Below are 17,756 nucleotides of genomic sequence, written 5' to 3'. Positions count from 1 at the left end.
GCATCCTTCAATGTCTTTCCACGGGGAGACGGGACATGGGCGACAATCGGAAGACGCTGCCGACGTGGCACGAGGGTGAGACGTTCATCCAGGAGAAGGTCGGCGTCGCCGAACGGATGGCGGCGGTGGGGCAGCGGGTCGTGCGCGACTTCATGCCCGACCAGCACCGCGACTTCTACGCCCAGCTTCCCTTCATCGTGATCGGCAGCGTCGACCCGCGCGGGGATGCCTGGGCCACGTTCCTGGAGGGTCGGCCCGGCTTCATGTCCTCGCCCAGCCCGACCACTCTCGACATCGGCGCGCGCCTGGACCCGAGCGATCCGGCCACAGCCGGCTTTGCGGATGGGGAGCCGATCGGCCTGCTCGGCATCGAGATGCACACGCGGCGCCGCAACCGCATGAACGGCTTCGTCTCGACCACGCCGAACGGCTTCCGCGTCGACGTCGACCAGAGCTTCGGGAACTGCCCCCGCTACATCCAGCTGCGTGATTTCTCGTATGCCCGCGACCCCGGCCAGCCCTTCGCCGGCGCCGCGGAAGAGTTGCCCGGCCTTGATGCCGCGGCGCGTGCGACGATCGAGGCGGCGGACGCCTTCTTCGTCGCCTCCTACGCCGATCGCGGGGACCGTCGCCAGGTCGATGTGTCGCATCGCGGCGGCAAGGCCGGTTTCGTACGCGTGGCCGAGGACGGAACGCTCACCATCCCGGACTTTGACGGCAACCTCTTCTTCGCCACTCTGGGCAACATCGTCCTCAACGGAAGGGCGGGGCTGGCCTTCGTCGATTTCGAAAGCGGCGACCTGCTGCAGATGACGGGCGATGCCGCGGTGATCCTGGACTCGCCGGAGATCGCGGCCTTCCAGGGGGCCGAGCGGCTGTGGACGTTCAAGGCGCGTAAGATCGTCCGCCGGCCCGGCGCCCTGGCCCTGCGTTGGACTTTCCGGAAGGACGGCTGGTCTCCCAGTTCACTGATGACGGGCGACTGGAGCCACGCCGCCGACCGGCTTCGCGCCACGGACATCGCGACGCGCTGGCGACCGATGAAGGTGACGAAGATCGTCGAGGAAAGCGCCTCGATCCGCTCCTTCCATTTGCAGCCGGATGACGGCGTCGGGCTTCTTCCGCATCAGGCCGGACAGCACCTGCCCATCCGCGTGGCCCTGCCCGGCGCCGACAAGCCCGTGGTGCGGACCTACACGCTGTCGGTTGCCCCGTCGGACGGGATCTGCCGCATCAGCGTCAAGCGCGAGGGCTTGGTGTCCCGGCACCTGCACGACCGTGTCCGGGTCGGGGACGTCATCGAGGCGCGCGCGCCGGCGGGCGATTTCACCATCGACGCCGGCGCCACGCGGCCGGCGGTGCTGCTGGCGGGCGGGGTCGGCATCACACCCCTGCTCGCGATGCTGCGCCATATTGTTTACGAGGGGCTTCGCAAGCAGCGGATCCGGCCCACCATCCTGGTCCAGGCGGCGCGGTCCAGGCAGGACCGCCCCTTCGACCGGGAGATCGCGGAACTTGTGGCGGCGGCGAACGGCGCCGTCCGGTTCGTCCGCGTCCTCAGCGATCCCGGCGACGCCGAGCAAGGCGTCGATTACGACGCAGGGGGGCGCATCGACATGGCGTTGCTGACGCGCATCCTCGGCTTCAACGACTACGACTTCTATCTCTGCGGACCGCCCGCCTTCACCCAGGCGCTCTACGACGGGTTGCGCGGCTACAACATCGCCGACGCTCGGATCCACGCGGAGGCGTTCGGCCCGTCGTCCTTGAAACGGACGGCCGACACGGCAACGGCCGGCACCGTAGCGCCGGTGCGGCGCCCACCTGCCACCAAGCCGGTGCCGGTCGCCTTCATGGATTCGCTGAAGGAAGCGCGCTGGACTCCCGATTCAGGCACGCTGCTCGAACTGGCCGAAGCGCGCGGCCTGGATCCCGCCTTCAGCTGCCGCGAGGGCACCTGCGGAACCTGCCGCACCAAGCTGCTCAAAGGTGCGGTGACCTACATCAAGGAACCGACCGCGACGGTCGCGGAGGACGAGGTGCTCCTGTGCTGCGCCGTCCCCGCCCAGCCGGAGGCGGACGAGGACGGTGCCATTCAACTGGCGGTTTGACGGCCCAAGCACAAGAACCGGCGGCGGAGCCCTTGCATCGCGCCCGAGATCCGGATGAGGATCCCGGTGCGGGATGGCACAGGGGGGCGCATGGACCGGCTGCAGGCAATGCGGATTTTCGTGAAGGTCGCGGAGACGGGCAGCTTCTCCGAAACCGCCCGCCACGTGAACATGAGCGCGCCAGCGGTAACCCGCGCCGTGGCCGCCCTTGAGGATCTGATCGGCGCCCGCCTGTTCGTCCGCACGACCCGCTCGGTGAAAATGACCGAATCCGGGACACGCTATTACGAGGATTGCCGCCGGATCCTGTCGGACATCGCCGAGGCGGAGGCGGCCGCGGGCGGATCCTACGCCACCCCGACCGGAACGCTCGCGGTCACCGCGTCCGCACTGTTCGGACAGATGCATGTGCTGCCGATCATGACCGAATATCTGGATCATTATCCCGGCATGCGCGCGCGAAGCTTCTTCGTCGACCGCCAAGTGAACATCGTGGAAGAGGGCATCGACGTCGCCGTGCGCATCGGCCGCCTTCCGGATTCGGGCTTCACGGCCATCCGGGTCGGCACGGTCCGGCGCGTGATCTGCGGTTCGCCCGCCTATTTCGACCGCCATGGCGTCCCGACGACGCCGGCCGACCTCAAGCATCACCGCATCGCGGCGTCGACGACCGCCTGGGCATCGCCGGAATGGCGCTTCGCGCAGGACCAGCGGGTGACCATCGACCTGACCCTGCAATGCAACACCAACGAAGCGGCGATCGCGACCGCCCGGGCGGGATGGGGTCTCGCCCGGGTCCTTCATTACCAGATCGGCCCGGCGCTGGTCGCGGGCGAGCTTCAGATCGTGCTCGCCGATTATGAAGAGCCGCCCTTGCCCATCCACGTCCTCCACCCCGAGGGACGCCACGCACCCGCGAAGGTGAGGGCCTTTGTCGACCTCGCCGTGACGCGCCTGCGCGAAAACCGCCTCCTCAATTGAGGCGGATCGCAGCCGCGCCGCCGCTCAGCGCTCGATCGGCAGCGGGGCGTTCGGCGCGACGAGGCCTCTCTCCCGCAGATCGCGCCAGAAATCATCCGGAATCTTTGCCTTGAGCGCATCATGGTCCTCCCGGATGCGGTCCGGTTTGCTCGCCCCGGGAATCACCGCGACCGCGGCCGGATGGGCCAGCGAGAACCGCAACGCCGCCGCCTTGATCGGAATTCCGTATCGCTCGGCGAGGGCCTTGATCGTCGCCACCTTCGCGCGGATTTCGGGCGACGCGTCGGCGTATTCGAAGTGGCTGCCGCCGGCGAGCACGCCGGAGCTGTAAGGACCGCCGACGATGATCTGCACGCCCTTTTCGGCCGCGGCGGGCATCAGCCGTTGCAGCGCGTGCTCGTGGTCGAGCAGCGTGTAGCGCCCGGCGAGCAGCGTTCCATCGGGTTTTACGTCGGAGAGGCCGAGCATCAGCTCGACCGGTTCGATGCGGTTCACGCCGAGGCCCCAGCCCTTGATGACCCCTTCGTCGCGAAGCGCCGTCAGCGCGCGCATGGCGCCGGTCCGCGCCGTTTCGAACCCGGCCAGCCACTCGTCGCCGTGGAAGTCCTGCGCGATGTCATGGATCCAGACGAAGTCGATCCGATCGACCCCCATGCGCGTCAGGCTGTCCTCGATGGACCGCTTCGTCCCGTCCGCCGAATAGTCGTAGACGATCTTGTTCTTGCGGCCGTATTGGAACAGCGTGCCCTTCTCGCCGAATTCCTGCGGCCCGGTCGCGACCTCGTCCAGAATGATGCGGCCGACCTTGGTGCTGAGAACGTAGTCGTCGCGCCTGTGCTTCGCCAATTCCTTTCCCAGCCGGATTTCCGCCAAGCCGGCGCCGTAGAAGGGCGCCGTGTCGAAGAAGCGCGTCCCGGCATCCCAGGGCGCCGCGACGGTGGCGGCGGCCTCCTCGTCGGGGATATTCCGGAACATGTTCCCAAGCGGCGCCGTTCCGAAGCCCAATGGGCCGTTGAGCAGGGTGCTCTCGATGCTCATCGCAGGGTCCTCCATGTCTGTTTGGTTTGGCCGGCATTTGGGCGTGGTTACGCCGGTGCGAGTTGGGGCGCCTTCCGCAGGGTGAAAGGTTGCCGACGGTCACGCCGCGGCCATACAGCGCCAGTGCGTACAGCGTAAGGCCCCGGTTGCTCCGCTCCGCTTCATTCGTGCAATGCCTCGTCACGACCGCGCGTTGAGCGTGGTACGCCTAGTCCAGCATTCGGCGAGTTGCGCGGACCTGCTCAGGAACGGGGGCCCGCAAGGATCTCCATCTTCATGACCTTGACGCCCCCGTCGGCGAGTTCGGGCAGCTTCGCGAACCAGTCCTTCACGTAGGGCATCGCGTTGTGGGCTTCGAAATCGGCTCGGTTGGCGAAGATTTCGTAGAAAATGAAGTGGCCGGGCGCCGCGCGGTCTTCCTGAAGGAAGTAGACGAGGTTCTTCGGATCGCTTCGGACGAGCGCGACGAGCGGCAGCGTGGCGTCGCGCAGCGCCGCTTCCTTGCCGGGCTTTGCCCGCACTTCCGCGACGATCGAATAGGCGCCCTGAGGCACCTGGGCATAGCCCCGGCCCGGCCCTTCCTGCGCCATCACCGATGTGGCGCCAGCAACGCATGCAAGGCTGGCAAGCACGGGAAGCCCGACACCCGGGCGCGTCCTGTTGGACATGGCTGGTCACTCCCTCGATTTTTGGTCTTGGAATTATGGCCGGCCCGAAGGCCGCGCCGCCCGGCGTGCGGTATCCTGTTTCCATCGCGTCGCATGCCGGACGGCGGATCGTCAGCCTCCGGACGCGGCGACCATGCGCCGCCGGGCCGCCATGGCCTCCTCGAAAGTCTTCTTCACGGGCCCGAGCGCCTGGACGAATTCGATCTGCTCGCCCTCCGGGCCCTTGCAGTAGATCAGGGACCAGCCGTTCGATTTGCCTTCCGTGATCTTGTTGGTGTTCGCATCGAGGGGGGCGGCCAGACGCTCCTGTTCGGAGGTCACCGTGATCACGCGATTGGCTTTCACCTGGGTCATGCCGCGGCGCGCCGACTCCGCCTCAAGGTCGTGGACGAATTTGTTAAAGTCAACGTCGTCGCGGATGTAGAAGCAGATGTGCATCGACCGTGGATAGGCCGGGCTCATATGGTCCCGCGGCTCCGCCCAGCTGTCCCCGTTGCCCATCGGTTGCTGGACATCGCGGTATTGCAGGAGTTCGATCACGACGTTGTCGAACTGCACGAAGCGCACGTCGAGGCGCTGCGCCCCGTCCTTCAGGTCCGGAACGCCGATGGTCCGCGAATTGACCTTGCGCTCCCGAGCCAGGATCTCCTGGTCGACCAGCAGCGTGTTGTGGATCTTCTCGCCATGGAAATCGCCATCGCGCATCACCTCGCTGCCGCCGAGCACTTCGGTGTAGAACTCGAACGCGCGGTTCATGTTCTGGACCGTGAGACCGAAATGCTGGATGCCCTGGAGCCGGGCGCCGAGCGGTGCCTGATCGCGCGCGCCCGCGGCGGCAGTTGGGGCACCGGCACTCGGGGCGGCAGCGGCGGTTTGCGCGAACGCGGGGGTGTCCATCGCCGACGCGACGGCCATGCCGCCGATCGCCGCGGCCCCCGCGGTGCGCAGAACAGTCCGGCGATCGGGGCCCGCTGGTTCCTTTTGGTCCGGTTCGTCGTGAGCCGCTTCGTTCCCGCCATGTGCTTGGTCAGACATGATTTCCCTCCGTTTCTTTGTGGTGGAGCGCTCGTGCAGGGTCACCCGGCCCAAGTGCCGGCGCGATGCCGCGGGGGATGGCATCCGCGTGCAAGCCTCAGGCTGGCCGGAGGCTCCTCCCCGAACCCGGTTCTGACGTGATGGGCTTCGGTGGTGCAGACACAAATAGTCCGCCGGCTTCGACAGCCCCGTTAATCAGGGTAAAGCGCGGTAAAACGGAGGTGTGGTCCTTTGACCGTGACGCGCCTCATACGATCCGGGCGGGGCCGCGACCACGCCCGGTGGTGGGGCGGGCGCACCGGCCCCGGCTGTGCGTGCCCCGCCCAAAGGTCGGCCGCGATCTGGCGGCGTCGATCAGCGCGATTTTGTTGTTCACCCGGCGCGGGGTGGATTCCTCACTGGCTGCGCCGCGAGAAGGACACGGCGTAAGCCCCGTCGCGGGCGGCGATCAGGGGGTCGTCGGACGCCTCGATCCCGTCGGTCACCTGCCCAGGCAGGAACAGCAGCGTCTTCGCCGCCTCCTCGTTGTTCGCTGTGACGGTGGTCAGGGTCAGGGTGCCGAGTTCGACGCGCGGCCGGCTGTCCGGCCAGGGCTTGGTCGCGTCGGTGATCGGGTCTTCCGGCGCGGCGACCTGCGCCAGGAGGCGGAACTGGACGGGGCCTTTTTGCAGCCGGTCCGTGATGTCGGCGATCAGGAAGTCGGCGGGCTTCGTCGCCGCGTCGTCCGCGGTGAGGTAGGACAGCCCGGCCGCCGGCTCCGCCACATAGCGGATGAAGCGCTGCTCCCCGGCCTTGTTGGTGAAGCGGAACGCGTTGATGCCGAAATACTGCTCGGTCGCAAAGCTCGCCGGGGTCTTGGTCGTCGCTCCCGCCTGGACCGCGACCGGATGGCTGGCCAGGAACTGGTCCAGCTTGGTCGGCTTCGGGCTGTCGGGCTTGGTCGCCCCCGCCGCGAGCAGCAAATCGCGGAATTCGGTCGGCGTGGCGACCGGGAAGAAATGCAGGCTGTTGATCACGATGTCAGTGTCGCTGCCGTCCGGCAGATGGAACTTGACGGCCAGCCCATGCGGGTTGGCGTTCGCATCACCGTCCGGAATGTTGGGAATGCCGGTCGCGTTGGAGAAGCGCGCGACGACGGGAACAGCGGTGCCTTGCAGATGCGCCGCGCGGGTGATCGACGCCGCGGGCGGGACCGGTTGGAAGGTGCCCTCCACGACGATCCCCTTGGCGTGGTTGGCGCGCTTGCCCGGATGCGCGCCGAAGGCGCCCTGAAACGCGTCGACGATCTGCTCTTCGACCGACGCCTCCTCGGCCGAGGCGGGGGTCGCGGTCCCCGACAGCAGGGCCGCCAAGCCCAACGTGCCCGCGAGGCCGGCCAATCCGAACCCGCGAGCGAGCGACCGGCCCCCGGAGCGTCCCATGGAGCGATGCGCAACCCTCTCCTGCCTCATGACATCCCCTTCCTTGCGTTGTCGGCCCTTTCCCGCTTCGGAACGACGACGGCGCAAGGCCGGCCGCGCCCGAAGGTGCGACCGGCCCCTTTGCTTGCCCCGTCGGCACCACCGAAGCGGCGGCTGTGCGACGTCGCCCTATTGGCCGGCCAAAATGGCGTTCGATCAATCAAACACAAGGATGATGGCGCCGCGTTGGTGTGGCACAGGGTAGGATGGCGCGGGTGTCGGGGTGGCTTTGGCGTGGTCAGTTGAGCGTGCGGAGCCCGAACGTCCCTTCGATCTTCGCCAGCGTCTTGCCGAGGCCGCTGTCTTCCATGTCCTTGCGCGCCTTGTCCAGGACCGGCTTCGCCTTGGCGAGCTTCTTCTTCTCCTTCTCAAGGTCGGCCTTCAGAGCCAGATATTGCTTCTTGTAGCCCTGGTAGGCTTTGTCGGCCTTGATCGCCGCCGGGTCCTTGCCAAGCTCGTTGGCGCGGTCTTCGCCCTGCTTCGCGATGGCGTTCATGTCGTCGAGGAGGGCGTTGTGGCTGCCGACGAGCGCGTTGAATTGCTCCACCGCGACCTTGACGGCCTTCTCCAGCTTCGCGTTCTTCTTGTAGTCGTCCACGGTGCGCATGTTGGTCACGACATGCTTGTCGCCGCGCTTCATCGCCGTGGGATTGTCCTTGTCCCAGCTGTCGGTGTCGCCGTCGTTGCGCGCGGTGATGGACGGGCCAGGCATGCCGACGACGCTGGCCTTGGTGTAGCCGGCGCTTTTCAGCAGGTCCCAGACCTTCTTGGCGAAGGGATCGTCCTGCTTCACCGCTTCCGGCCCACCCGACGCAGTGAAGCAGCCGGACAGAAAGATCTTGCCCGAATAGTCCTTGCCGATCCGCTGCTTGGCGTCCTTGCTGCCGGTCAGCAGCTTGACGATGTCCTTGGGTGTTTTCTTGCCCAGATGGCTGGCGATGATGCGCGCGCTGCCGGTCCCGTCGGGGGTGCCGTGGGCGCAGATGACGATGTTGCCGGTCAAGGCCCCGAATTCGTAATCATCCTCGGTCATCACCTTGGTGCCGAACTTGTCGGCCTGGGCCTTGCCCGCCGGGCCGATGACCCTGTCGTCGGGGTCCAGGCTGATGACCGCGGCGGTCTCCTTGACCAGCTTGTCTTTGATCCCGTCGTATCCCTTGACCAGGACATCCATCGCCTCGAACTTGTCGTTGTCCTTGTCGCGAAGGACGAGCACGAGCGTGCCCTTGGTGACGGCGACCTGAAGGTAAGGATTCGCGGCGCGCTTGGCCGCCTTTTCGTAGGAGATGAAGTTCTTGTAGTTGCCGAGAACCTTCAGCCCCTGCACATCCTTCGCACCGGCCTCCGACAGATCGGCGGCGATGTCCCGAAGCACCTTGCCAATGTCGAAGTTGCTGAAATTGATGTCTTTTTTCTTTCCAGAGATGATCGAGTCCAGTTTCGTCGGCATTCATCCCTCCCGGTCATGGTCCCAGCCACGGACGTCGCGGCGTCCAGCGGCGACGGAAGAGGTGGCGGTGAACGATAACGCCGAGGGAGGATCGGGCTAAGGGAAGGCCGGTTCACAATGGACAGAGTCGGATTTGAGCAAAATCCCATCTGAGGTCCGCAATTACGGCCTCATTCCGGACGAGCCGGTGTATCTTCCAGCGCGGCGCCCTATACGGCGGACGCGCTGTCGAAGGGGTTCAGCCACTCGCGATGCCGGGCGAAATGCACGGCCAGCAGGTCGATGAAGGTCCGCACCTTGCTGGACAGGTGGTCGCGGTGCGGGTAGATGGCGTTGATGGCGAATTCCAGCGGGCGGTAGGTCGGCAGCAGCTGGCGCAGGGCACCGCTGCGCAGGTCGTCCAGCACGATGAAGCTGGGCAGCAGCAACAGCCCCTCGCCGCTCAGCGCGACCAGCCGCATGGTTTCCCCGCTGTTGGTCACCAGATTGCCGGACACCCGTACCGACGCGGCCGTCTGGTCCGGCCCGATGAAGCGCCACTCGTTGCCGAACGGGTAATGGCTGTAGCGCAGGCAGTTGTGCCGGGCCAGGTCCTCCAGGCCTTGCGGCGCCCTGTGCTTCTCCAGATAGGCCGGCGCCGCGCACAGCACGTGCCGCCAGGGCGTCAGCCGGCGACAGATCAGGCTCGCGTTCTGCGGCTGCAAGGGATGCACGGCCAAGTCGAACCCTTCATCCACGATGTCGACCGAAGCCTCGCCGATGGTCAGCTCCACGGAAACCGCCGGGTACCGCGCGACGAAGTCGCTGATCGCCGGCGCGATGAAGCGCGCCAGATGGGTGCCGATGTGCAGGCGCAACGTGCCCCGGGGCGTGGCGTTCAGCGCCACGGCCAGCTCGTCGGCGGCCTCCAGCTCCGCCAGGATGTTGACGCAGCGGTCGTAATAGGCCCGGCCGGCGTCGGTCAGGCTGACCCGCCGCGTGGTCCGGTTCAGCAGGCGGAGGGCCAGCCGGTCCTCCAGCGCCTGGACGTGGTTGCTGACCATGGTGACGGACATGTTCAGGCGCCGCGCCGCCGCGGAAAAGCCGCCGCACTCCACCACCCGCACAAAGGCCGTCAGGCTCGTCAGCCGGTCCACGCGCGCCCCGCTTCGCCGTTCCGGCCTGATTATCCACCCACGCTGGATAATCTTTCCAGCCTTTCCGGAATTCTCAAGGCCGCCGGTCCCGCCTCATCCTGGCGTCGCGGTCCGGGGCGGCCAGGCCCCCTGGCGTTGCCGCAGAACAGGACGGGGTGCGATGGTCGAACTCACTCACGATGGCAGGCAAGACGGCAAGGCCGAGGCGCCGCGGGCCGCCGTCGGCACACGCACGACGGTCAAACGCGCCGCGCTGGCGCTGGTCCTCCTCGGCGGCGTCGTAACCGCCGGCAACGCCGGCTACCGGTACTGGACAGTCGGGCGGTACCTGGAAACCACCGACGACGCTTACGTAAAGGCCGACCACACGGTGATCGCACCCAAGGTGTCCGGCTACATCGCCGAGGTCCTGGTCCAGGACAACGAGCGCGTCGCCGCCGGTCAGCCGCTGGCCCGCATCGACGACCGCGACTTCCGCGTCGCGCTGGCCCAGGCCCAGGCGGACCTGGAGACGGCGGAGGCGGCCATCCGCAACCTGGACGCCCAGATCGTGCTGCAACGGTCGCTGATCGAGCAGGAGAAGGCCGACGTGGCGGCGAGCGAGGTCGCGCGGGCCTTCGCGCAGAAGGACAACGCCCGCTACAGCAACCTGATGCAGACCGGCTACGGCACGACGCAGCGGGCGCAGCAAGCCGAGGCGACGCTGGGCCAGGCGCAGGCCAAGCTGCGCGGCGACCGCGCCGCCCTGGTCGCCGCCGGGGACAAGGTCACGGTGCTGACCACCGAGCGCGGCAAGGCGGAGGCACAGCGCGACCGCAGCCGCAGCGCACTGGACCAGGCGCGGCTGAACCTGTCCTACACGGTCATCGCCGCCCCGATCGACGGTGTGGTCGGCGCCCGCTCGCTGCGGGTCGGCCAGTATGTGCAGACCGGCACGCAGCTGATGGCCGTGGTTCCGCTGCAGGCGGTCTACGTCGTCGCGAACTTCAAGGAAACCCAGCTGACCCACGTCCACGCCGGACAGCCGGTGGAGATCGCGGTGGACGGCTTTCCCGGCGTGGAGCTGAAGGGCCATGTGGACAGCCTGTCGCCGGCCAGCGGCCTGGAGTTCGCCCTGCTGCCGCCGGACAACGCGACCGGCAACTTCACCAAGATCGTGCAGCGCATTCCCGTGCGGATCGTCCTGGACCCGGGACGCCTGTCGGGCCTGCTGCGCCCCGGCATGTCGGTCGAGCCGACCATCGACACCCGCGAAACGACGGCATCCGCAAGCTGACTTCCTCCTCGGCAAAGGATCAAGACCATGTCCAACCCCGCCATCCCCGCCGGCGCCGCGTCCGCCCGGAACTGGCTCGCCGTGATCGGCTCGACGCTGGGTGCGTTCATGGCGGTGCTGAACATCCAGATCGTCAACGCCTCCCTCGCCGACATCCAGGGCGCCATCGGCGCCGGCATCGACGACGGGGGCTGGATCTCCACCGCCTATCTGGTCGCCGAGATCATCGTGATCCCCTTGAGCGGCTGGTTGGCCCAGGTCTTCTCCATCCGCCGCTACCTGCTGACCAACGCGGTGCTGTTCCTCGTCTTCTCCGTCCTCTGCGCCTTCGCCGCGAACCTGGAGCAGATGATCGTCCTGCGGGCGATCCAGGGCTTCAGCGGCGGCGTGCTGATCCCCATGGCCTTCACCATTATCATTACGCTGCTGCCCAAGGCGAAACAGTCCGTCGGGCTTGCCCTGTTCGCCCTGTCGGCGACCTTCGCCCCCGCCATCGGGCCGACCATCGGCGGCTATCTGACCGAGAATTGGGGATGGCAGTACATCTTCTACGTCAACCTGATCCCCGGCGCGGTGATGGTTGGCCTGCTGGCCTACTCGCTCGACGGCGCGCCGATGAAGCTCGACCTGCTGAGGACCGGCGACTGGCCGGGCATCGTCACCATGGCCGTCGGGCTCGGCGCGTTGCAGACGGTGCTGGAGGAAGGCAACAAGGAGGACTGGTTCGGATCGCCCTTCATCCTGCAGCTGAGCATCCTCGCGGCGGTTTCGCTGGGGCTGTTCCTGTGGATCGAGCTGCGCAGCGCGCGGCCGCTGCTGAACCTGCGGCTGCTGGTGCGACGCAACTTCGGCTTCGGCATCCTCGCCAACTTCATGCTGGGCGTGGCGCTTTACGGGTCGGTCTTCGTCCTGCCGGTCTACCTGTCGCGCATCCAGGGCTACAACGCGGAGCAGATCGGCGGCGTGCTGGCCTGGACCGGGTTGCCGCAGCTTCTGCTGATCCCGCTGGTGCCGCAGCTGATGAAGCGGTTCGACGCGCGGTTGCTGATCGCCGTCGGCTTCGCGCTCTTCGCTGGCAGCGCCTTCATGAACATCGCCATGACCGCCTCCTACGCTGCCGACCAGCTGCTGGTGCCGAACATCGTCCGCGCCGTAGGGCAGGCGCTGGTCTTCGCGCCGCTGTCGGCGGTGGCGACCGCGGGCATCGAGAAGGAGAACGCGGGCTCCGCCTCCGGCCTGTTCAACATGATGCGGAACCTGGGCGGTGCCGTGGGCATCGCCCTCCTCCAGACCTTCCTGACGAAGCGGGAGCAGTTCCACTCCAACATCCTGTCGCACGCGGTCTCGCTGTTCGAGCCGGCGACCACGGCGCGCATCGCGCAGCTGACCCGGTACTTCCAGTCGCACGGCATCACCGACCCGATCGACGCCGGGCACCGCGCCTACGTCGCCATCGGCGCGGTGGTGCGCCGCCAAGCCTTCGTCATGGCCTTCAGCGACGCCTTTTTTCTGCTGGGCATCGCCCTGCTCGTCGCCTTGGTCGCAACGCTGCTGTTGAAGAAACCAGACCATCTGAGCGCCGGCGGCGCCCACTGATCGACGGTTTTGGGCAGACAATCCGGAGGGATGTCATGAAACATATGCTCGACCGATCGGCGACCATTTACCCAAGGCACGCCCGCCGACAGGACTTCCATCGCACCCACCAGCCCGCGTCCATCCTGGAGGTCGTGGAATGGCTGGCCGGCGATGAATGCCACGCGATGGACGAGGCGGCGTTCATCGCCGGGTTGGGACGGCGGCTGCGGGCGGCCGGGCTGCCCGTCAACCGGCTGACGCTCCATCTGCGCACCCTCCACCCGGAGATCCTGGGCCGCACCGTCGCCTGGGCACCGAACGAACCCGTGGAGATCCACGACCGGGGGCATGGCCTGGAAGAGTCGGCCGCCTTTCTCGACAGCCCGGTGCGGCGCGTCATGGAAACGGGAGAAACGGTGCTGGTGCGGCCGAACGACCCGAGCGACCCGCCCTGGCCGCTGATGGACGTCTTCGCCGGACGCGGGCTCGCCGCGTTGCTGTTCGTGCCGCTCAACACCGCTGACGGCCCGGTCAGCGCCGCCGCCTTCGGCACGGTGCGGCCGCGCGGCTTCTCCGCCGCCGATCGCGCCGCTCTGGACCGCATCCTGCCGGCGCTGCGCAACGGCTGTGAGTTGCGCACCCTGCGCCAAGTGGAGTTGACGCTGCTGGACACCTACGTCGGCCCGGGAACGGCCCGGCGCATACTGGCGGGGCATATCCGGCGCGGCCAGGTGGAATCGCTGTGCACGGCGCTGATGCTGTGCGACATGCGCGGCTTCACGGACCTGTCGAACCGCCTGCCGGGTGCGCGCGTCCTGGAACTGCTCGATCTCTATTTCGACCAGGTGCTGCCGGCCGTGGCGGAGGCCGGGGGCGAGATCCTGAAGTTCATGGGCGACGCCGTCCTGGCCTTCTTCCCCGGCAGCCCACCGGAAGCGGCCTGCGCGACGGCGCTGCGCGCGGCCGAGGAGGTGTGCGCCCGCCTCGACCCCTTCGCCACGGCAGACCCGCCGCTCGCGGCGACCATCGCCCTGCATTACGGAGAGGTGAGCTACGGCAACATCGGGTCAGGGCTGCGGCTGGACTTCACGCTGATCGGGCCCGACGTGAACCTGGCCAGCCGCATCCAGGCCGTGGGCAGCCGCACCGGCCACCCGCTGCTGATGTCCCGGCGCTTCGCCGAACTGCTGCCGCCCGGGGGTGCCGCACCGGTCGGCGCCTTCAGCCTGAAGGGATTCGCCGAACCGGTCGACCTCTACGAACGATCGGAGGGGACGGACGTGTGAGGGCTCACGTCCGGCGCGGACGGCTGGGCCCGGCGAACCACCGCCGCAGGGCGGCGAACAGCGTCAGCCCGCCGGACATCGCGCCGACATAGGCGAACAGCGCGCCGTGCCCGAACCATTCCATCGCCGCCGTCGCCAGAAGCGGGCCGAGCGCCGCGCCAACCGCCCAGGCGAGCAGGATGGCGCTTGCCAGCGGGACCGTTTCCTCGGGCGCTGCGTGGTCGTTGGCGTGGGCAACGCAGATGGCGTAGAGCGACATGCCGGCGCTGCCCCACAGCGTGAACAGTGCCAGCAGCACATCCTGCGATGCCGCACCGGCCTTGGCGATCAGGAGGGCCGCAACCATCGCCGTGCCGGCGACGCCGCAGATCACCAGACGCCGGTCGCGCCGGTCGGACAGGCGGCCGATGGGCCATTGCAGAACGACGCTGCCGACCTGGATGCCCGACATGACCAGCGCCACGCCGGCCCCGGACAGACCCAGCCCGGCCAGATAGGCCGGGCCGATGCCGGTCACCGCCGTGTTGCACAGACCGACCACGAGGCAGCCGGCGAAGGCGACCGGCGAGCGGCGGACGAACCGCCAGGGCGAGCCCGACCGCTGCCCATGCTCGGCGGATTGGGGCTCGGCGGATTGGGGCTCGGCGGATTGAGGCTCGGCGGAGGTGGGTGCAGCCGGCGGGCGGATGGCAACGACCGGCACCAGCGACAGGCCGTAGCACAAAGCCGCCATCGCGGTAAGCCAGGGGCCGGACAGGCCCGGGCTGGCCAGCAGCATCTGGCCGCCGATGACCGCGACCTTGCACGCGATCATGTAGAGGGAGAAGACACTGCCCCGCGCGTGCACCGGCGCCAGCGCGGCCAGCCCGCTTTCCCCGACCGTCAGCATGCCGACGTAGGACATTCCCATCAGCACCCGCAGCCCCACCCAGGCGGTGGCGTCGGGCAGAAGCTGGAGGGCCAGGGTCGCCGCCGCGGCCAGCAGCCCGAAGGCCGCGAAGGCCCCGACGCCGCCGATCCGCCGGATCAGCCGGGATGCTGCCCAACAACCGGCCACGAAGCCGACCGAATAGGCGGACGCCACCGCGCCCACGACCAGCGGCGGGGCTGCGGCCTCCGCGAGCCGCAGGGGAAGCAGGATTTGCAGGATGCCGTTGGCGATCTGGATGACGCAGATGCCGAGGATCAGCGCGACCAGCACCGGCGTGGCGGAGGAAGACGCCTGGGGAGAGTGTGGCAAGATGGGATGTGTCGCGCGGGCGAAACGGTTCCCGGCGCGACGCCCCGCAAGCCGCGCCGGTCCAGGGGCAAAGCCCTTCTCCCGCGAGAGGGGAAAAGGGCTTGAAGCGCGCGTCAGTGATCGTCGGGCAAGGCCGCCAGCGGGTCCGGGGCGGTGACTTGCGGGCGGGCGCCCGCGAGATGGCCGTCCACCAGGGCGCGCAGGAAGCCGCGGGTGCGCTCCTGCGTCGGATTGGTGAAGATCTGGTCCGGCGGGCCGGATTCGACGATGCGGCCGTCGGCCATCACGACCACCGTGTCCGCGACCTCGCGGGCGAAGCCCATTTCGTGGGTCACGACCATCATGGTCATGCCTTCCTCGGCCAGCGTCTTCATGACCTGGAGCACCTCGCCGACCAGTTCGGGGTCAAGGGCGGAGGTCGGCTCGTCGAACAGCATCACCTTGGGCTTCATGGCCAGCGCGCGGGCGATGGCGGCGCGCTGCTTCTGCCCGCCCGACAGGGTGGACGGGTAGACGTCGGCCTTGTCGCCCAGCCCCACCTTGCGCAGCAGGTCCATGGCAAGCGCCCGCGCCTCCGCCTTCGGCATGCGGCGCACCACGACGGGGGCACGCATGACGTTCTCCACCGTGGTCATGTGCGGGAACAGGTTGAAGGACTGGAACACCATGCCCGTTTCGGCGCGGAGCGCGTTCAGCTCCTTGTCCGGCAGGGGCATGCCGTCCTTGATGATGCTGCGGCCGTTGATGCGGATCTCGCCGCGGTCGGCGGTCTCCAGAACGTTGCAGCAGCGCAGCAGCGTGCTCTTGCCCGATCCGGACGGGCCGATGACGACGGTGGTGCGCGAGGGCTGCACCGTCATGCTGACGTCCTTCAGCACGTCCGTGCTGCCGAAGCTCTTGTAGACGTTGCGGATCTCGATCACGGGATCAGCCCCTTTCCACGGTCATGCGCCGCTCGATCACGCGCAGGACCTGCGTGGCCGCGTTGGTCAGGATGAAGTAGATCACCGCAACGGCCAGATAGACCTCCAGCGCGCGGAAGCTGGTGGAGATGATCCGCTGGCCCTCGCGCATCACGTCGTCGATGGTCAGCAGCGAGACGAGTGCGGAGTTCTTGATCAGCGCGATGGTCTCGTTGCCCAACGGCGGCAGCATGCGGCGGAAGGCCTGGGGAAGCACCACCTCCCACATCGCCTCGCGGTAGGACATGCCGAGCGAGCGGGCGGCCTCCATCTGGCCGCGGTCGAGGGACTGGATGGCTCCGCGCACCACCTCCGACACGTAGGAGCCGCTGTAGATCCCGAGGCCGATGACTCCGCACAGCGTCGCCGGCAGCAGGATGCCGAACTGCGGCAGGCCGAAGAACAGCAGGAACAGCTGCACCAGCAGCGGGGTGCCGCGGATGAAGGCGACGTAGCCCGTCGCCAGCCCATACAGGAAACGGCGCGCCGGGTTCAGGCGGATGATGCCGACCAGCAGACCGAGCACGCCGCTGAGCAGGAAGGCGGCCGCGGTCACCTCGATGGTGACCACGGCGCCCTTCAGCAGTTCCGGCAACCCCTCCCAGACGGGAGCGAAATCGAGCGTCACGGGAGGAGTCCTCCGTTCACTATGCTACCGATCACTTCTTGGCTTCGAACCACTTGTCGACGAGCTTCTGGTAGGTGCCGTCGGCCTTCAGCTTGGCGATGGCGGCGTTCACCTTGGCGACCAGCTCCGGGTTGTCCTTGCGCATGGCAAAGCCGTAGTCTTCGGTCGTCAGCTGGTTGTCCAGCACGGTGACGGTCGGGTGCGCCTGGGCGTACAGCTTGGCGGCGGGCTTGCCGGTCACGGCCACGTCGGTGCGGCCGGTCTCCACCTGCCCGAACATCTCCGCGTTGGTCTCGACCTCCACGACCTTTACGGTCGGGAAATTCTGCTTCAGGTGCGCGACCGACTTGGTGCCGATCTGCACGGCGGCCGACTTGCCCGGCAGGTCGTTCGGCCCCTTGATCGCGGCGTTGTTGGCCTTGACCATGATGACCAAGCCGCCCGGGTAGTAGGTGTCGGAGAAGGCTACGGCCTTGCGGCGCTCGTCGGTGATGTACATGGCCGACGCGATCATGTCGAAGCGGTTGGCCATCAGCCCGGGGATCAGGCCCTTGAAGTCGATGTCCACCCACTCCACGCCCTTGGTGGCGCCCAGTTCCTTGGCGATGGCCTCCACCAGCTCGATGTCGAAGCCGGTCTTCTTGCCCTCCTGGGAGAACTCGAAGGGCGCGAAGGTCGCGTCCACGCCGACGCGGAAGGAGCCGGTCTTCTGGATGGACTCCAGCACCGCGTCGGCCGCGCGCGCCGGCAGGGAGCCCGCGCCGACGGTGGTGATCACCGCCGCGGCAGCGAAGGAGGCAGCGGCCAGAAACTTTCCGAAGGACTTCATGCGTAGCTTTCCCTGTTCGTTGCGCCCGCTTCGGCGTGCGGCCGGCCGGCGGTGTTGGACGGATGTCGGCGGTCTGCG

General features: G+C 67.8%; 15 protein-coding genes. 5 read left to right on the top strand and 10 right to left on the bottom strand.

Features of this window, described 5'->3' with window-relative positions:
* The first annotated feature begins 35 nt into the window (after positions 1–35).
* Both M2351_RS33690 and M2351_RS33685 read left to right on the top strand, forming a co-directional pair.
* A complete protein-coding gene (locus tag M2351_RS33690) occupies positions 36–2,111 on the top strand; it encodes a 2Fe-2S iron-sulfur cluster-binding protein (RefSeq protein ID WP_264660347.1) in 2,076 nt (691 codons plus the stop codon).
* A gap of 90 nt (positions 2,112–2,201) precedes the next feature.
* Entirely contained in the window at positions 2,202–3,092 is an 891-nt protein-coding gene (locus tag M2351_RS33685) for a LysR family transcriptional regulator (RefSeq protein WP_264660346.1), read from the top strand.
* Between the two features lie 24 nt (positions 3,093–3,116).
* Here M2351_RS33685 and M2351_RS33680 read toward each other — a convergent pair whose 3' ends face one another.
* The 6 genes from M2351_RS33680 to M2351_RS33655 form a co-directional block, all read right to left on the bottom strand.
* Positions 3,117–4,130 carry an aldo/keto reductase gene (locus M2351_RS33680; protein WP_264660345.1) on the bottom strand — a complete coding sequence of 338 codons (1,014 nt, stop codon included), beginning with the start codon at positions 4,128–4,130 and terminating at the stop codon, positions 3,117–3,119.
* Between the two features lie 242 nt (positions 4,131–4,372).
* Positions 4,373–4,798, bottom strand: a complete 426-nt coding sequence (locus M2351_RS33675; protein WP_264660344.1) for a putative quinol monooxygenase — start codon at positions 4,796–4,798, stop codon at positions 4,373–4,375.
* Between the two features lie 111 nt (positions 4,799–4,909).
* Positions 4,910–5,878 (bottom strand): VOC family protein, encoded by a 969-nt coding sequence (locus tag M2351_RS33670; RefSeq protein WP_264660343.1) that lies wholly within the window; start codon positions 5,876–5,878, stop codon positions 4,910–4,912.
* A 350-nt stretch (positions 5,879–6,228) separates the two neighbouring features.
* Positions 6,229–7,284 carry a catalase family peroxidase gene (locus tag M2351_RS33665; protein ID WP_264660342.1) on the bottom strand — a complete coding sequence of 352 codons (1,056 nt, stop codon included), beginning with the start codon at positions 7,282–7,284 and terminating at the stop codon, positions 6,229–6,231.
* A gap of 247 nt (positions 7,285–7,531) precedes the next feature.
* A complete protein-coding gene (locus M2351_RS33660; RefSeq protein WP_264660341.1) occupies positions 7,532–8,743 on the bottom strand; it encodes a hypothetical protein in 1,212 nt (403 codons plus the stop codon).
* A 209-nt stretch (positions 8,744–8,952) separates the two neighbouring features.
* Complete coding sequence (locus M2351_RS33655) at positions 8,953–9,879, bottom strand: LysR family transcriptional regulator (RefSeq protein WP_264660340.1); 927 nt, start codon at positions 9,877–9,879, stop codon at positions 8,953–8,955.
* Between the two features lie 160 nt (positions 9,880–10,039).
* On the opposite strand from M2351_RS33655, the gene M2351_RS33650 reads away from it, so the two are divergent.
* From M2351_RS33650 to M2351_RS33640, 3 genes are read left to right on the top strand one after another with little or no spacing between them, the layout of a single operon-like run.
* Entirely contained in the window at positions 10,040–11,155 is a 1,116-nt protein-coding gene (locus M2351_RS33650) for an HlyD family secretion protein (RefSeq protein WP_264660339.1), read from the top strand.
* Between the two features lie 27 nt (positions 11,156–11,182).
* The gene (locus M2351_RS33645) at positions 11,183–12,751 is read left to right on the top strand and encodes an MDR family MFS transporter (protein ID WP_264660338.1); all 1,569 of its coding nucleotides are present in this window, start codon (positions 11,183–11,185) and stop codon (positions 12,749–12,751) included.
* Between the two features lie 35 nt (positions 12,752–12,786).
* Positions 12,787–14,019, top strand: coding sequence for an adenylate/guanylate cyclase domain-containing protein (locus M2351_RS33640; RefSeq protein WP_264660337.1), 1,233 nt, complete (start codon positions 12,787–12,789; stop codon positions 14,017–14,019).
* 4 nt (positions 14,020–14,023) lie between these two features.
* Here M2351_RS33640 and M2351_RS33635 read toward each other — a convergent pair whose 3' ends face one another.
* The 4 genes from M2351_RS33635 to M2351_RS33620 all read right to left on the bottom strand — a co-directional run bounded on the left by M2351_RS33635 (position 14,024) and on the right by M2351_RS33620 (position 17,678).
* A complete protein-coding gene (locus M2351_RS33635) occupies positions 14,024–15,259 on the bottom strand; it encodes an MFS transporter (protein ID WP_264660336.1) in 1,236 nt (411 codons plus the stop codon).
* A 113-nt stretch (positions 15,260–15,372) separates the two neighbouring features.
* Positions 15,373–16,182, bottom strand: coding sequence for an amino acid ABC transporter ATP-binding protein (locus M2351_RS33630; protein WP_264660335.1), 810 nt, complete (start codon positions 16,180–16,182; stop codon positions 15,373–15,375).
* Between the two features lie 4 nt (positions 16,183–16,186).
* The gene (locus M2351_RS33625; protein WP_209773676.1) at positions 16,187–16,849 is read right to left on the bottom strand and encodes an amino acid ABC transporter permease; all 663 of its coding nucleotides are present in this window, start codon (positions 16,847–16,849) and stop codon (positions 16,187–16,189) included.
* A 31-nt stretch (positions 16,850–16,880) separates the two neighbouring features.
* The gene (locus tag M2351_RS33620) at positions 16,881–17,678 is read right to left on the bottom strand and encodes a transporter substrate-binding domain-containing protein (protein WP_264660334.1); all 798 of its coding nucleotides are present in this window, start codon (positions 17,676–17,678) and stop codon (positions 16,881–16,883) included.
* Between the last annotated feature and the right edge of the window lie 78 nt (positions 17,679–17,756).

Origin of the sequence: Azospirillum canadense, from assembly GCF_025961225.1 — a bacterium.
GTDB lineage: Bacteria > Pseudomonadota > Alphaproteobacteria > Azospirillales > Azospirillaceae > Azospirillum > Azospirillum canadense.
This window is presented reverse-complemented; position numbering and strand designations above follow the sequence as displayed.

What these genes read in the sequence shown, in the direction of transcription:
- M2351_RS33620 (WP_264660334.1), bottom strand. Translation starts at nt 17,678, where the DNA reads ATGAAGTCCTTCGGAAAGTTTCTGGCCGCTGCCTCCTTCGCTGCCGCG.
- M2351_RS33685 (WP_264660346.1), top strand. Translation starts at nt 2,202, where the DNA reads ATGGACCGGCTGCAGGCAATGCGGATTTTCGTGAAGGTCGCGGAGACG.
- M2351_RS33675 (WP_264660344.1), bottom strand. Translation starts at nt 4,798, where the DNA reads ATGTCCAACAGGACGCGCCCGGGTGTCGGGCTTCCCGTGCTTGCCAGC.
- M2351_RS33650 (WP_264660339.1), top strand. Translation starts at nt 10,040, where the DNA reads ATGGTCGAACTCACTCACGATGGCAGGCAAGACGGCAAGGCCGAGGCG.
- M2351_RS33640 (WP_264660337.1), top strand. Translation starts at nt 12,787, where the DNA reads ATGAAACATATGCTCGACCGATCGGCGACCATTTACCCAAGGCACGCC.
- M2351_RS33665 (WP_264660342.1), bottom strand. Translation starts at nt 7,284, where the DNA reads ATGAGGCAGGAGAGGGTTGCGCATCGCTCCATGGGACGCTCCGGGGGC.
- M2351_RS33690 (WP_264660347.1), top strand. Translation starts at nt 36, where the DNA reads ATGGGCGACAATCGGAAGACGCTGCCGACGTGGCACGAGGGTGAGACG.
- M2351_RS33645 (WP_264660338.1), top strand. Translation starts at nt 11,183, where the DNA reads ATGTCCAACCCCGCCATCCCCGCCGGCGCCGCGTCCGCCCGGAACTGG.
- M2351_RS33680 (WP_264660345.1), bottom strand. Translation starts at nt 4,130, where the DNA reads ATGAGCATCGAGAGCACCCTGCTCAACGGCCCATTGGGCTTCGGAACG.
- M2351_RS33660 (WP_264660341.1), bottom strand. Translation starts at nt 8,743, where the DNA reads ATGCCGACGAAACTGGACTCGATCATCTCTGGAAAGAAAAAAGACATC.